At 70.6% G+C, this 13,860-nt stretch carries 14 protein-coding genes; 2 read left to right on the top strand and 12 right to left on the bottom strand.

Translation table 11 applies throughout. The annotated features are described in order from the left end of the window. Positions 1 to 20: 20 nt before the first annotated feature. The gene (locus H7A72_RS09485; RefSeq protein WP_185220378.1) at positions 21 to 1,223 is read right to left on the bottom strand and encodes a serine hydrolase; all 1,203 of its coding nucleotides are present in this window, start codon (positions 1,221 to 1,223) and stop codon (positions 21 to 23) included. A 179-nt stretch (positions 1,224 to 1,402) separates the two neighbouring features. On the opposite strand from H7A72_RS09485, the gene H7A72_RS09480 reads away from it, so the two are divergent. Together H7A72_RS09480 and H7A72_RS09475 are read left to right on the top strand one after the other, a co-directional pair. Further along, positions 1,403 to 2,371: an alpha/beta hydrolase gene (locus tag H7A72_RS09480; RefSeq protein WP_185220377.1), complete on the top strand. Its 969-nt coding sequence runs from the start codon at positions 1,403 to 1,405 to the stop codon at positions 2,369 to 2,371. 39 nt (positions 2,372 to 2,410) lie between these two features. Continuing rightward, positions 2,411 to 3,472, top strand: coding sequence for a helix-turn-helix domain-containing protein (locus H7A72_RS09475; RefSeq protein WP_185220376.1), 1,062 nt, complete (start codon positions 2,411 to 2,413; stop codon positions 3,470 to 3,472). Between the two features lie 38 nt (positions 3,473 to 3,510). Here H7A72_RS09475 and H7A72_RS09470 read toward each other — a convergent pair whose 3' ends face one another. The 11 genes from H7A72_RS09470 to H7A72_RS09420 form a co-directional block, all read right to left on the bottom strand. Then, positions 3,511 to 4,389 carry an amino acid ABC transporter permease gene (locus tag H7A72_RS09470; protein ID WP_084451225.1) on the bottom strand — a complete coding sequence of 293 codons (879 nt, stop codon included), beginning with the start codon at positions 4,387 to 4,389 and terminating at the stop codon, positions 3,511 to 3,513. Then, complete coding sequence (locus H7A72_RS09465) at positions 4,386 to 5,066, bottom strand: amino acid ABC transporter permease (protein ID WP_185220375.1); 681 nt, start codon at positions 5,064 to 5,066, stop codon at positions 4,386 to 4,388. The genes H7A72_RS09470 and H7A72_RS09465 overlap by 4 nt, the downstream gene beginning before the upstream one ends. A gap of 91 nt (positions 5,067 to 5,157) precedes the next feature. Then, complete coding sequence (locus H7A72_RS09460; RefSeq protein WP_084451337.1) at positions 5,158 to 5,994, bottom strand: glutamate ABC transporter substrate-binding protein; 837 nt, start codon at positions 5,992 to 5,994, stop codon at positions 5,158 to 5,160. Between the two features lie 63 nt (positions 5,995 to 6,057). Next, positions 6,058 to 6,816: an amino acid ABC transporter ATP-binding protein gene (locus H7A72_RS09455; RefSeq protein WP_084451224.1), complete on the bottom strand. Its 759-nt coding sequence runs from the start codon at positions 6,814 to 6,816 to the stop codon at positions 6,058 to 6,060. A gap of 96 nt (positions 6,817 to 6,912) precedes the next feature. Continuing rightward, complete coding sequence (locus tag H7A72_RS09450; protein ID WP_084451223.1) at positions 6,913 to 7,338, bottom strand: pyridoxamine 5'-phosphate oxidase family protein; 426 nt, start codon at positions 7,336 to 7,338, stop codon at positions 6,913 to 6,915. Continuing rightward, positions 7,335 to 8,741: a carboxyl transferase domain-containing protein gene (locus tag H7A72_RS09445; RefSeq protein WP_084451336.1), complete on the bottom strand. Its 1,407-nt coding sequence runs from the start codon at positions 8,739 to 8,741 to the stop codon at positions 7,335 to 7,337. The genes H7A72_RS09450 and H7A72_RS09445 overlap by 4 nt, the downstream gene beginning before the upstream one ends. 29 nt (positions 8,742 to 8,770) lie before the next feature. Beyond that, the gene (gene fabF, locus H7A72_RS09440; RefSeq protein ID WP_084451222.1) at positions 8,771 to 10,021 is read right to left on the bottom strand and encodes a beta-ketoacyl-ACP synthase II; all 1,251 of its coding nucleotides are present in this window, start codon (positions 10,019 to 10,021) and stop codon (positions 8,771 to 8,773) included. An 80-nt stretch (positions 10,022 to 10,101) separates the two neighbouring features. Further along, positions 10,102 to 10,353, bottom strand: a complete 252-nt coding sequence (locus tag H7A72_RS09435; protein WP_068318328.1) for an acyl carrier protein — start codon at positions 10,351 to 10,353, stop codon at positions 10,102 to 10,104. 69 nt (positions 10,354 to 10,422) lie between these two features. Then, on the bottom strand, positions 10,423 to 11,427 hold the full coding sequence (locus H7A72_RS09430; RefSeq protein ID WP_185220373.1) for a beta-ketoacyl-ACP synthase III: 1,005 nt from the start codon (positions 11,425 to 11,427) through the stop codon (positions 10,423 to 10,425). Further along, the gene (locus tag H7A72_RS09425; RefSeq protein WP_185220372.1) at positions 11,424 to 12,605 is read right to left on the bottom strand and encodes an acyltransferase domain-containing protein; all 1,182 of its coding nucleotides are present in this window, start codon (positions 12,603 to 12,605) and stop codon (positions 11,424 to 11,426) included. The genes H7A72_RS09430 and H7A72_RS09425 overlap by 4 nt, the downstream gene beginning before the upstream one ends. Before the next feature lie 55 nt (positions 12,606 to 12,660). Beyond that, a complete protein-coding gene (locus H7A72_RS09420; protein WP_084451220.1) occupies positions 12,661 to 13,839 on the bottom strand; it encodes a CdaR family transcriptional regulator in 1,179 nt (392 codons plus the stop codon). Positions 13,840 to 13,860 lie beyond the last annotated feature (21 nt).

The raw sequence follows: 13,860 nt of genomic DNA, 5'->3' as shown, positions 1-13,860 counted from the left end.
AGCCCCCTTCGGTCGTGCCCTCAGCTGGTGGTGAGGGCCTGGTAGGCGGCGGCCTCGAACTCGACGAAGCGGGTGAAGCACGTGGCGTCCGCGAAGGGCAGGATCTGCGTGGCCCAGTAGCCACCGATTCCGTTGTCGCGGTCGATCCAGTAGTACAGGTTCGCCAGGCCGGCCCAGCCGATGGCGCCTGCGGGACGTCCCGTCGGGAACGGCTCCTCGCCGTACTGGAAGGTGTAGGACCAGGTCTTCTTGAGGCCGGGGAAGAACTCGGCGTCGTTGGACAGCGTAGGGATGACCCCGGGTAGCAGCTTCACCTGCAGGTGGTCGGGAAGCTGGTTGGTGAAGCCGAGGTCGACCGAAGCCGGCGAGAGCACCTGCTCACCCGTCGCACTGCGTCCTTCGTTGAGCCACATGCGGATGAACTTGAGGTAGTCGGGCACCGTCGAGAACAGCCCGTGGCCACCGAAGTCGACCTCCGGGACCGGGGGTGTCTCAAAGTCGCTCGGGGTGAGCGTGCCGTCCTCCTCACGCTGGTGGTGTCGCGCCTTGCGGGCGAGCATCTCCTCGGACGGGGCGAAGGTCGAGGAGTCCATGCCCAACGGCGCGAAGATCTTCTCGGCGAAGACCTCGCCGAGCCTCTTGCCGGTGATGCCCTCGACCACCTGACCCGCCAAGTCGATGTTGCTGCCGTACTCCCACTGCGTACCGGGGTCGAAGAGCAGCGGGGTCCGGAGGGCGGCGCGGCTGGCGGTGGCGACGCTGGGCTGGCCGTGCTCCTCGGCGAGCCGCTTGTACTTCTCGTTGAAGAAGTCGTAACCGAACCCGGCGGTGTGGGTCAGCAGGTGATGGGTGGTGACATCACTGGTGGGCGCCCGCAGGATGGGCTGGCCGTCGCCGTCGAATCCGTCGATGACCTGGAGCTCGCCGATGGCAGGGGCGTACTCCTTGGCCGGAGCGTGCAGGTCGAGGTCACCCGACTCGACCAGCTGAAGGCAGGCGGTGCCGGTGATCGCCTTGGTCGTGGACCAGATGTTGAAGACCGTGTCCGTGGTCATGGCGGTGTCGCCGGACAGGTCACGCATGCCGGAGACGCCGAGGTACACGTCCTCGTGGCGATCGGTGACGCCGGCCACGACCCCCGGAACCCGCTCCTCGCCGGAGGCGGGTCCCTGTGACGCGGACTGGACGACGGCGTCCACTGCGGCTGTCAGCTTGTCGTTCATGGGTGTTCCTTTCGTCAGGACCTCCACTCTCCCGGCCGTGTGGTGAGCACTACAACCGACGCGACGGCGCAATTCACCACCCGTGCCCCGCCACATGGCGGGAGACCCGGGCGGAGCGCCCGAATAGGCTTCGAGGAAGGCGGACGCCACACCCTGCGTTCCGATTGGAGGAGAGCGCCATGTCGACGGATGGGATGCCTCGACCGCCCTTCGATGCCGAGCTGCGAGCCGGTCTGGCGGTGGTCGGGGGGATGTTTCCACCGACGATCACCCCTGAGCTCGTCGACTTCATGCGGGTCTCGTACGCCTCGCCGCCCATGGCGGAGGCGTTCAGGGAGCGCGGCGTCTCCGTCCAGGACGTGGTGATCCCCGGGTACCAGGGCGCTGACCTCACGGCCGCGGTGCTTCGCCCGATGGGGGTCGGCGGAGCCCGCCCCGCCGTGGTCTACGCCCATTCGGGCGGGCTGATGTTCGGCGACAAGTTCAGCGGGCTGGACCTGGTGCTGGACTGGGTCACCGAGCTGGGCGCCACCTTGATCACCGTCGACTACCGGTTGGCGCCGGAATTTCCCGACCCGTATCCGCTGGAGGACATGTACGCCGCGGTGGAGTGGGTGGCAGCACACGTCGAGGACCTCGGCATTCGCCGTGACCGGATCATGGTGGCGGGCGCGAGTGCCGGGGGTGGCCTCGCCGCGGGCATCGCCCTCGCTGCCCGCGATCGCGGTGGACCCCGGCTGTGTGGCCAGGTCCTGGACTACCCGATGCTCGACGACCGGCTGGTCACTGCCTCGACGAACCAGTTCGACGGTGTCGGCGTCTGGGACCGGATCAGCAACGAGACCGGGTGGCACGCCTTGCTCGGAGACCGGCGCGGCGGCGACTCCGTCTCGCCGTACGCCGCCCCCGCGCGGGCTCGGCACCTGGGCGGGTTGCCGCCGGCCTTCATCGACGTCGGCGCCGCGGAGATCTTCCGGGACGAGGCGATCGCCTACGCGGACCGGATCTGGCAGGCCGGCGGAGATGCCGAGCTGCACGTGTGGTCGGGCGCCTTCCACGCCTGTGACATCTTTGCCCCACACACCAGCGTCGGTCGCTCGATGATCCGGACCCGCAACGCATGGGTCGAGAAGATCCTCGGGGACTAGGGTCACCGGTGCGGGGGTGACGTCGAAAGGGAGACGGTGATGCAGGAACTCCTGGGGCGGATCGCTCGGCTCGACCCCAGCGCGAGCCTGGGGCTTCGTGTCATCGCGTGCTTCGACGAGCTGGTCGTGGGCAACGTCAACACCCGTGCCCTGCTTGCTGCCGCTGCGTCCCTGGCCGGGTGCACGGCTGGGTTCGCCCATCCCGACTCCGGGCGATCGCTGCGGATCACGGCGAAGGGGCAGGTCGCCGAGGGGCCGACACCTTCGGTCCGTGAGGACCTCACGGCGTCCGTCGGCGACGAGATGTCCGTGTGGCTCGAACGAGACGACGACCCCTGGGCCAACGACGCCATCATCTTGGAACGGCTCGCCCTGGCCGTTCAGATTCGGCAGGGCGACGGGCGGCGCGCGATGGACAACCGCCGCCACCTCGGCGTCCTCACCGAGCGGAGCAGCACGCCCGAGGAACGGTTGGAGGCAGCCGCAGCCATCGGGCTGGTGTCATCGGGGCAGTACCGGATCCTCGCTGCGCCCCTCTTCGCCGTCTGGGACGAACGACCGCCCGGACCCGAGGACGTCATCGCCACCCGCTTCGGTCCCATCCACACCATCGTCGTCCGGGAGTCCCACGAGTCCTTCATGGCGTCGCCGTGCGGAGTGGGCGTGGCCGTCCCCGCACACGAGCTCGATCGTTCCTTCCGCAGTGCCCTCGTTGCGCTGCGTCTGTGCGACCCGCCGGGAGAGCCGCTCGTCGAGGCAGAGGCCTACGGCGGACTGATCGAGCTCCTGGCCGAGACCGACGACGCCCAGCGCGGCCAGACCGACACGCTGCGCGGGGTCGCGCACCATCCGTGGGCCCTCGAGACCGTCGCCGCCCTCGTCACCACGCAGACCGTGCGCGAGGCCGCACGCGTCCTGAACGTGCACCACAGCACGCTTCAGGCCCGCGTCGACACCATCCGGGCCGAGATCGGATTCGATCCCTTGCACGGGTTCGGGCGCACCCGGCTCGGCACCGCCTTCCTCGTCCATCGGCTGAATCGATCGAAAGTGCTGGACCTGCCGGCTCCGGGGGGCGTTCGGGGCGACGCGCGCACCTGAGCGGGGCACCGGACCCACGCCAGGTCGACAGGGGTTCGTCAGGGCTTGTCTGCCTCGGCACCGACCACCGTCGGGGCGGCGGCGATGGCGTCACCCGCGGTGCGACCACGCCGGTTGAGCCGCCGCTCGAGCAGCCCGGCCAGCGAGGTCAACGTCCAGTTGACGATGATGAAGACGATCGCCACGACGACCAGCGCCGCGAAGATGTTGGAGTGCAGCGAGGAGAGGTTCTGCCCCTGCTGCAGCAGCTCCGGGTAGGTGATGACCGTGCCGAGCGCCGTGTCCTTGAGGATCACGACGAGCTGGCTGACCAGGGCCGGCAGCATCGCGGTGACCGCCTGCGGGATCTGGATCGAGCGCAGGACCTGGCCGGGGGCGAGCCCGACCGACAGCCCGGCCTCGCTCTGGCCGCTCGGCAGGGAGTGCACGCCCGAGCGCAGCAGCTCGGCCATGACCGACCCGTTGTAGAGGGTGAGTGCAGTGACGACCGCGGCGAGCGGGTTGAGGTCGGCGGAGAAGACGCCGTTGTAGGCGTAGATCCCGAAGAAGAAGATCATCATGATTAGCACCGGGATCGCGCGGAAGAACTCGACGACCGCACCGCTGACCCAGCGGACGACCCGGTTGCCGGAGAGCCGGCCCGCGCCGAAGACGAAGCCGAAGATGCTCGCGCCGACGACCGACAGGGCAGCCGCCTTGACGGTGTTCCACAGGCCGATGAGCAGGTAGTAGCGCCAGGTCTCCCAGGTCGCCATCGGCGACCACTTCGCGCCGGAGAACTCCTCGTACTCGTTCAGCTTGCCGACGACGACCCATGCGAGCGCCGCGGCGACGAGCAGACCGAGCGCGGCGATGATGCGGTAGCGCATCCGCGCCCGGGGGCCGGGGTTGTCGAAGAGGACGGTCTGGGTGCTCATCGCTTGACCGCCATCCGCCGCGACAGGCTCGTCAGCCCGATGCCGATCGGCAGGGTGAGGAGCAGGAAGAACCCGGCCACGAGGGCGAAGGTCACGTAGTTGAGGTCGGCACGCAGCTCGATCGCCTCGCTCATGAGGGCGGCGGTCTCGGCGACGCCGATGGCCGCAGCGACAGTCGTGTTCTTGATCAGGGCGATGGTCACCGAGGCGAGCGGGGCGATGGCACCGCGGATCGCCTGGGGGAGCACGACGTGGCGCAGGTTCTGGGTGAAGCCCAGGCCGATCGAGCGCGCCGCCTCTGCCTGTCCGGGCGGCACGGTGTTGATCCCGCTGCGGATCGCCTCGCAGACGAAGGCTGCGTGGTAGACGGCCAGGCCGACGATCGCCCAGCGCACACCGTTGTCGGTGATCGAGGTCGGGCTGTTCTCGTCGGCGAGGTTGATGCCCAGGTCGTAGAGCATGACCATGATCGTGAAGGTGAGGATCAGGGTCAGCGGGGTGTTGCGCACGATGTTGACGTAGGCGCTCCCGGCGAAGCGGAAGACCGCGACCGGCGAGACCCGCATGATCGCGATGATCGTGCCGAGCACGAGTGCTCCCGCGAGGGAGAACACCGCCAGCTTGATGGTGAGGCAGAAGGCGCCCCACACGTCGAACTGCTGGAAGAGCTCGCTCATCCACTACTCCTTGTCGATGGCGTCAGCGGCGGGACGAAGGGGGCCGACGCCCGCCACGCGCAGGTGGGCCGGCCCCCTTCGTCCTCGTCGGTCAGGAGCAGGTGTCGAGCTTCGGCGGGTTGGTCTCGGAGTCGACCTCGAAGCCGGCGGGCCCGAAGTTCTTCTCCACCGCCTTGTCCCACTCGCCGTCGTCGACCATCTTGGTCAGCGCCTCGTTGACCTGCTCGCACAGCTCGGTGTCGCCCTTCTTCAGGCCGACGCCGTAGCGCTCCTCGGAGAAGGGCGCACCGACGACCTTGAGCTTGCCCTTGTACTGGTCCTGGGCCGCGTAGCCGGCGAGGATCGTGTCGTCGGTCGTCAGCGCGTCGAGCTGGCCCTTGGAGACCGCCTCCGCGCACTTGGAGTAGGTGTCGAACTCCTGGAGGTTGACGCCCGGGACCTCCTTCTTGACGTTGTCCGCGGAGGTGGAGCCGGTGACCGAGCACAGCTTCTTGCCGTCGAGGTCCTTGGGCCCGGTGATCTTGGCGTCGGTGGCGACGAGGAGGTCCTGGCCGGCGATGAAGTAGGGGCCGGCGAAGGAGACCTTTTCTTTGCGCTCGTCGGTGATCGAGTAGGTCGCGAAGATCAGGTCCACCTGGCCGGTGGCGATGAGGTCCTCGCGCTGCTTGCTCGGGGCCTGGACGAACTGCACGTCGGTCTTGCCCATCTCCTTGGCGACGTAGTTGGCCACGTCGACGTCGAAGCCGGTGTAGGTGTTGCCCTCCTTCAGCCCCAGGCCGGGCTGGTCGAACTTGATGCCGATCTTGATGCTGTCGCCGCCGTCACCGCCGGACCCGCCGTCACCGCCGCCGTCGTCGCTGCCGCACGCGGCGAGACCGAGGGTGAGGACGAGTGCGGCTGAGGCTGCGCCGAGACGTCGCATGGTCATGGTGTTCTCCTCCTGGTTGTCACGACCCACACCCTGTGCGCCGCGGTCGAGCTGTCGTGCTGGTCAGTGGCTGAGGATCTTGCCGAGGAAGTCCTTGGCGCGGTCGCTGCGCGGGTTGGTGAAGAACTCCTCGGGGGTGGCGGTCTCGACGATCTGCCCGTCGGACATGAAGACGACGCGGTCGGCCGCCCGCCGGGCGAAGCCCATCTCGTGGGTGACGACGATCATCGTCATGCCGGTCTGCGCCAGCTGCGCCATGACGTCGAGGACCTCGTTGATCATCTCGGGGTCGAGGGCCGAGGTCGGCTCGTCGAAGAGCATGACCTTGGGGTCCATCGCGAGGGAGCGGGCGATCGCCACGCGCTGCTGCTGGCCACCGGAGAGCTGGGCCGGGTACTTGTCCGCCTGGGCCTCGACGCCGACCCGGGTGAGCAGCTCGCGGGCCCGCTGCTGTGCGTCCGCCTTCGACTTCTTGCGCACCTTCATCGGCCCGAGGGTGACGTTGTCGAGGATCGTCTTGTGGGCGAAGAGGTTGAAGGACTGGAAGACCATGCCGACGTCGGCGCGCAGCCGGGCCAGCTCCTTGCCCTCCTCGGGCAGCGGCTGGCCGTCGATGGTGATGCTGCCGGACTCGTAGGTCTCGAGCCGGTTGATCGTGCGGCACAGCGTCGACTTGCCCGAGCCCGACGGGCCGATGACGACGACGACCTCGCCGCGGCCGACGGTCAGGTTGATGTCCTGGAGCACGTGCAGCTGCCCGAAGTGCTTGTTGACGTCGGTGAGCACGACGAGGGGCTCGTGGGTGGTGGTGTCGCTCGGCATGACGCAGAACCTACTGGCCCGCAAGTGTCAGGGGACGCGGGAACGGCGAGTGTGACCGGAGCGAGACACAACCGGCGCCTGTCGGGCGCCGATGCGTCAGTCGGTGGCGCGCATGTGCTCCCACGGCTTGTGCAGGTGGAAGCGGCGACCGCTCACCTCGTCGGGGGCGATCTCGACGACGTGGTGCTTGTCGTCGCCGACCCAGGGCCGCAACGGCACCTGCTCGGCACGATCGGCCTCGGCGCCCTCGAGCACCCGCGCGGACCCCCGCACGACGACCGACCATGCGCTCTCCTGCGTCAGCTCGTCGATCTCGAGCGCGACACGCGCATGCATGACCACGCCGAGCAGCTTGTTGCCCTCGGCGGTGCGGAAGAGCAGTCGATCACCGTCGACGGCGTAGTTGAGGGGGGTGATCTGCACGTCGCCGACGAGGGGGAAGGCGAGCCGCCCGAACTCGTGGGCGGCGAGCAGGTCCCAGCACTGGGCGGTCGACAGCGACTGCGGCGGTTCGAAGCTCACAGGGGAATGTTCCCATGCTCACCCCGTCGAGCGGGAGCCTGCGCCAGGGCGGACGCCACGGTCGAGCGCGTCAGCCTCGGCTCGACGATCTCGTCGACGACACCGATCTCGACCGCGCGCGGCAGCCCACCCGACAGGCGGTCGTGCTCGTCGGCGAGCTGCTGCTCGACCTCGGCGACCTCGGCCTCGTCGACCTCCGCGAGCCGGCGGCGGTGGAGGATCCGGATCGCCGCGACCGACCCCATGACCGCGACGTGGGCGTCGGGCCAGGCGAAGACCTTTGTCGCGCCGAGCGAGCGCGAGTTCATCGCGATGTAGGCGCCGCCGTAGGTCTTGCGCGTCACGACCGTCACCCGCGGCACGACGGCCTCGGCGAAGGCGTGCAGCAGCTTGGCCCCGCGGCGCACGACGCCGTCCCACTCCTGGCCGACGCCGGGCAGGTACCCGGGCACGTCGACGAGCACGACGAGCGGGACACCAAAGGCATCGCACATGCGCACGAAGCGCGCCGCCTTCTCCGCGGAGGAGGAGTCGAGGCAGCCGCCCAGGCGCATGGGGTTGTTGGCGATGACGCCGACGGTGCGTCCCCCCATGCGGCCGAGGGTGGTGACGATGTTGGGTGCCCAGCGGCCGTGGAGCTCCTGCACCTCGCCGCTGTCGAGGAGCTGCTCGACGAGCGGGTGCACGTCATAGGCGCGCTTGGCCGACTCGGGCAGCTGCTCGGCGAGGTCGACGTCGGTCACCGCGTCGAGGTCGAAGTCGCCCTGGCTGCTCAGCAGCCGGCACAGCGTGCCGGCCCGACCGTAGGCGTCGTCGATCGACTCGGCGAGCACGTGGACCACGCCGGAGCGGCGACCGTGCGGCTCGGGTCCACCGAGGCGAAGGGCGTCGACGTCCTCACCCGTGACCGAGCGGACGACGTCGGGACCGGTGACGAAGATGCGCCCCTCCGGGGCGAGGATGACGATGTCGGTCAGGGCCGGGCCGTAGGCGGCACCGCCGGCGGCGGCACCGATGACGACCGAGATCTGGGGGATCTTGCCCGAGGCGCGGGTCATGATCGCGAAGACCTCGCCGACGGCGTGCAGCGAGACGACACCCTCGGGCAGGCGGGCGCCACCGGAGTGCCACAGGCCGACGACCGGGACCTCGTCGGCGAGGGCCCGCTCGTAGGCTGCCACGACGACCCTGCACCCGGCGACGCCCATCGCGCCGCCCATGATCGTCGCGTCGGAGGCGAAGACGACGATGGGCTGACCGCCGACGGTGCCCGTGGCGGCGAGCATGCCCGAGTCGTCGTCGGCCGTGATCAGCTCGACCGACCCGTCGTCGAGGAAGTCAGCGATGCGGTGGTTGGGGTTGCGCGGGTCCTGCTCGCGCGGGACCTTGGTCCGCGTCGACACCGATGCGGAGGCCGCATTGGGCTGGCGCGTCACGAGTGCGTCCCGAAGGCCAGGGCGACGTTGTGCCCGCCGAAGCCGAAGCTGTTGTCGAGGACGAGCAGGTCGCCGTCACCCAGCGGGCGCGGTGTGTCGCGCACGATGTCGAGGTCGACCGCCGGGTCGAGGTTGTCGATGTTGATCGTCGGGGGAGCGAGCCGGTCGCGCACGGCCTGGGCGGCGAAGACGGCCTCGAGGGCGCCGGCAGCGCCGAGCAGGTGACCGGTCATCGACTTCGTCCCGCTGATGGCCATGTGGTCGGCGTCCTTGCCGAAGGCCCGGCGGATCGCCGCGACCTCGGCGACGTCGCCGACGGGGGTCGACGTCGCGTGGGCATTGATGTGGCACACGTCGGAAGGCGTCGCGCCGGCGTCGAGCACCGCGTCGGCCATGGCGCGGGAGGCCCCGGCGCCCTCGGGCTCGGGCGCGGCGATGTGGTGCGAGTCGGCGCTCACGCCGAAGCCGGCGAGGGTGCAGATGATGTTGGCGCCGCGTGCCCGGGCGTGCTCCTCCGACTCGAGGACGAGGATCGCCCCGCCCTCACCGAGGAGGAAGCCGTCGCGGTCGGTGTCATAGGGCCGCGAGGCGGTCCGGGGGGAGTCGTTGCGCGTCGAGAGGGCCTGCATCGCGGCGAAGCCGGCGATGGGCAGCGGGTGGATCGAGGCCTCGGAGCCGCCGGCGATGACGACGTCGGCCAGTCCCTCGCGGATGAGGTGGGCGCCGTAGCCGATCGACTCGGCGCCTGAGGAGCAGGCCGAGACGAGGGTGTGGGCGCCGGCCCGGGCACCGAACTCGAGCGAGACCGTGCCCGACGCGGAGTTGGGCATGAGCATGGGGATCGACAGCGGGTAGACCCGGCGAGGACCCTTGGTGCGCAGCGCCTCCCACGCGGTGAGCAGGGTCTGCACGCCACCGATGCCGGTGCCGACGGCACTGGCGAGGCGCTCCGGCTCGACCTCGGGCGAGCCGGCATCGGCCCAGGCCTCACGTGCGGCGACGAGCGCGTACTGGGCGAAGGGGTCGAGGCGCTTGGTCTCGACCTTCTTGAGCACCTCGGTCACCGGGACGGCGAGCTGGGCGGCGAAGGTCACCGGGAGCTCGTACTCCTCGACCCAGGAGGCATCGAGCGTGCTCGCGCCGGAACGACCGGCGAGGACGGACTGCCAGGTCTCCTCGGCGGTCCCGCCGAGCGGGGTCGTGGCGCCGAGGCCGGTGACGACGACGGTGGGTCGGGGAGAGGACATGCGGGGCTCCTGTGGGTCGGTGGACGAGGACCGGGCGGCTCCCCCCTTCGCTCATGACGAAGGGGGGAACGTCACCGTGGTCAGGCCGCCTGGTTGGCCTTGATGAAGTTGACGGCGTCGCCGACGGTCTTGAGGTTCTTGACCTCCTCGTCGGGGATCTTGGCCCCGAACTTCTCCTCGGCGGTGACGGCGATCGTCATCATCGACAGCGAGTCGACGTCGAGGTCGTCGGTGAAGGTCTTGTCGGCGGTCACCTCGGACGCGTCGACACCGGTCTCCTCCGAGACGATCTCGGCGAGGCCGTCGAGGATCTCCTGGTCGCTGAATGCCATGGAACTGCTCCTTGTGTGTGCGGTTGGGGCGGTGTGCTGGCCCGATGACCCGTCGGACCGACGGGTGAACTAGGGGAGGGTCACGACCTGCGCGGCCCAGACGAGACCGGCGCCGAAGCCGATCTGCAGTGCCAGACCGCCGGGCTCGACCTCGCCCTCGCGGAGCATGCGCTCCATGGCGAGGGGGACCGAGGCGGCCGAGGTGTTGGCGGTGGTGACGATGTCACGGGCGATCGGCAGGTCCGGGGGCAGGCCCAGGGTCTTGGCCATCTGGTCGATGATCCGCACGTTGGCCTGGTGGGGGATGAAGGCGGCGAGCTCGTCGGCACGCACCCCAGCGGCGTCGAGGGCGCGCTGGGCCTCCTTGGCCATCGACCACACGGCCCAGCGGAAGACGCTCGGGCCTTCCATGATGATCGCCGGCCAGCGCAGGTCGCGGTCGTCGCGCAGCTGCGTCCACGCGTCGCGCTGGGTGATGAAGCGGTGCTTGTCGCCGTCGCTGCCCCACACGGTGGGCCCGATACCCGGCGTCTCGCTCCGGGAGACGATGGCCGCCCCGGCGCCGTCGCCGAAGATGAAGGCGGAGCCGCGGTCCTGCGGGTCGGTGAAGTCCAGCAGCTTTTCGACCCCGACGACGAGGACGTGCTCGGCGGTGCCGACCCGCACCATGTCGTTGGCCACGGAGATCGCGTGGCAGTAGCCCGCGCAGGCGGCGGAGATGTCGAAGGCGGCCGCGCCGGACCCGAGTCGGGCCGCGAGGATCGGGGCGGCCGCGGGCGTCTGGTAGGGGTGGGTCACCGTCGCGACGAGGACGGCGCCGACCTGCTCGGCCCGCAGACCGGCGTAGGCGAGGGCTGCGCGCGAGGCGCGCTCGGCCATGTCGACGACGCTCTCGTCCTCGGCCGCCTTGTGGCGCGAGGCGATGCCGGACCGCTCGCGGATCCACTCGTCGGAGGAGTCGATCGCCTCGATGATCTCGCTGTTGGGGACCACGCGCTCGGGGCGGTAGGCGCCCACCCCGGTGATCCGGGCATGGTGCAGGACGTCGGGGACGCCCAGGGTCGAGGTGCTCACGCGATCGACCCCTCGGGGTGCAGGCGCAGCAGGGGCTGGCCGGGGGAGACCGGGTCGCCGTCCTCGACGAGCCACTCGACGACGGTGCCGCCGTGGTCGGCCCGCACCTCGAGGGTGTCGCGGAGGGAGGAGATGCGGGCCACGACGTCGCCCGGGGTGACGGCCGCGCCGGGGCCGGCCGAGCCGACCTCGACGGTGCCCTTGACCGGTGCGGTGACCAGACGCCACGTCGGCTGCGAGGCCGACCGAGCCGAGCCGTGCTCGCGCACCATGCGGTAGGCGGCCTCGAGGTCGTCGGGCGTCTTGAGGGCGAGCACCTCGACTCCCTTGAGGCCGCGCTTGGCCAGACCGGTGAGAGCACCGGCCGGCGGGATCTCGATGACCCCGGTGACGCCGAGGTCCTTGAGGGTCCCCATGCACAGGTCCCAGCGCACGGGGTTGCGCACCTGGCTGACGATGCGCGAGAGCACCTCGCGACCGGAGTGGATGACGGCACCGTCGACGTTGGAGACGAGCGGGACCCGGGCGTCGTGGGTCGAGACGGCGCGGGCCAGCCGGCCCATCTCGGCGACGGCGGGGGACATGTGCTCGGTGTGGAAGGCGCCGGCGACCTTGAGCGGCATGACCCGCGCCTTGGCCGGCGGGGCCTCGGCGAGGGCGGCCAGCTGCTCGATCGTGCCGGCGGCCACGACCTGGCCGGCGCCGTTGATGTTGGCGGGGGTGAGGCCGTGCCGGGCGATGGTCGCGAGCACCTCGTCGGGGTCGCCGCCGAGGACGGCGCTCATCCCGGTGGGGGTGGCCTGTGCCGCGGCGGCCATGCCGCGACCGCGCTCGCGGACGAGGACCATGGCCTGCTCGGCAGAGATGACGCCTGCGGCGCTGGCCGCGGTGATCTCGCCGACGCTGTGGCCGGCACCGGCGCCGACCACGCGGAAGCCGTCGGCCGGGTGCTCGAAGAGGGCCAGCAGCGAGAGCAGGCCCGCGGCGACGATGAGCGGCTGCGCGATCGCGGTGTCCTTGATCGTCTCCTCGTCGCTCGTCGTGCCGTGCGCGGCGAGGTCGATGCCGGCCACGGCCGAGAGCCAGTGCAGGCGGTCGGCCACGCCGGGCAGCTCGAGCCAGGGGTTGAGGAAGCCGGGGGACTGGGAGCCCTGTCCGGGGCAGGTGATGGCGAGCACCCATCCAGAGTCGCGGTCGAGGGGGGAGATGGGCGAGGTCGACCTCGCCAGAGAATCACCCCGCGATGTTGGAGGGATCCTCCAAGATCGCCCCGAGGGTCAGCGCGACGCGGACGGTGAAGGCCTCGTGCGGCACGGTGAGGTCGTAGCCGATGACCTCGCTGATCCGGCCCAGCCGGTAGCGGACGGTGTTGACGTGGACGATGAGGGTGCGTGCGGTCGCCTCGAGACCCGGGGACTCCAGATGTGTGCGCGCGGTGTCGAGGAGGCTCGGGTGCTCCTCGAGGGGCAGCTGCACCTGCTCGACGAGCGTGGCGCGGGCGAGGTCGTCGCCGGCGATGGCCCGCTCGCCGAGCAGGTCGTCGGCGGCGACGGGGCGAGGGCGCGCGGGCCAGCCGGGAGCGGCGACGTGCCCGGCGACGGCGGCGTGCGCCGACACAGCTCCCTCCGTGAGGTCGGTGACGAGCGGTCCGTGCACGAGGTCTCCGTCGGCGAAGCACTCGGCGAACCCGGCAGCCGTCGCGGCCGGGTCCTGCACCGAGCCGACGACCGCCACGAGGCGGGCGCCCTGGACGCCGGCGAGCACGGGGAGATCGAGCCGCTGGGCTGTGCGGTGCACCTGCCCGACCGCGAGGGCGGGGTCGTCGTCATCGCTGCTGCGGGGCGAATCGCCCACCAGCACAACGAGATCGGTGACATCACCCCAGCCGAGGGCGGCGGCGCGGGTGCGGATCGACTCGTCGACCTCGCCGCGCATGACGGCGTCGATGACGAGCGACTCGAGCCGGGCGTCCCAGGCGCCCCGCTGCTCGGCGGCGTGGGCGTAGACCTGCGCGGCGCCGAAGGCGATCTCGCGCGAGTAGCGCAGGACGGCGATGCGCAGGTCGGTGACGTCTGCCGGCTTGGCGAGCTCCTCCACGTGCTCCTCGACGACCTCGACGACCGAGCGAGCCAGCTCGAGGGTCTGGGCGAGGCTGATCGTGCGGGTCAGCTCCCGGGGCGCGGCACCGAAGGTCGTGCGGGTGTCGGCCGACTCCTCGCCGTCGAGCCACTGGATGAAGTTGGCGATGCCGGCCTGCGCGACGAGCCCGACCCACGAGCGCTCCTGGGCAGTGAGCCTGGCGTACCAGTCGTGCTGCGCCTCGAGTCGCCGGGTCGCCGCCCGGGCCAGGTCGCCGCCGTTGCGGCGCACCTGCCGACGGGTGGTGAGGGAGACAAGGCCACGGCGCGACACCCCGTCATCCTATGTGCGAAG

Origin of the sequence: Janibacter sp. YB324, from assembly GCF_014217915.1 — a bacterium.
Taxonomy (GTDB): Bacteria; Actinomycetota; Actinomycetes; order Actinomycetales; family Dermatophilaceae; genus Janibacter; species Janibacter indicus.
Note: the sequence above shows the minus strand (reverse complement) of the source record. Positions and strands in the feature narration are given on the sequence as shown.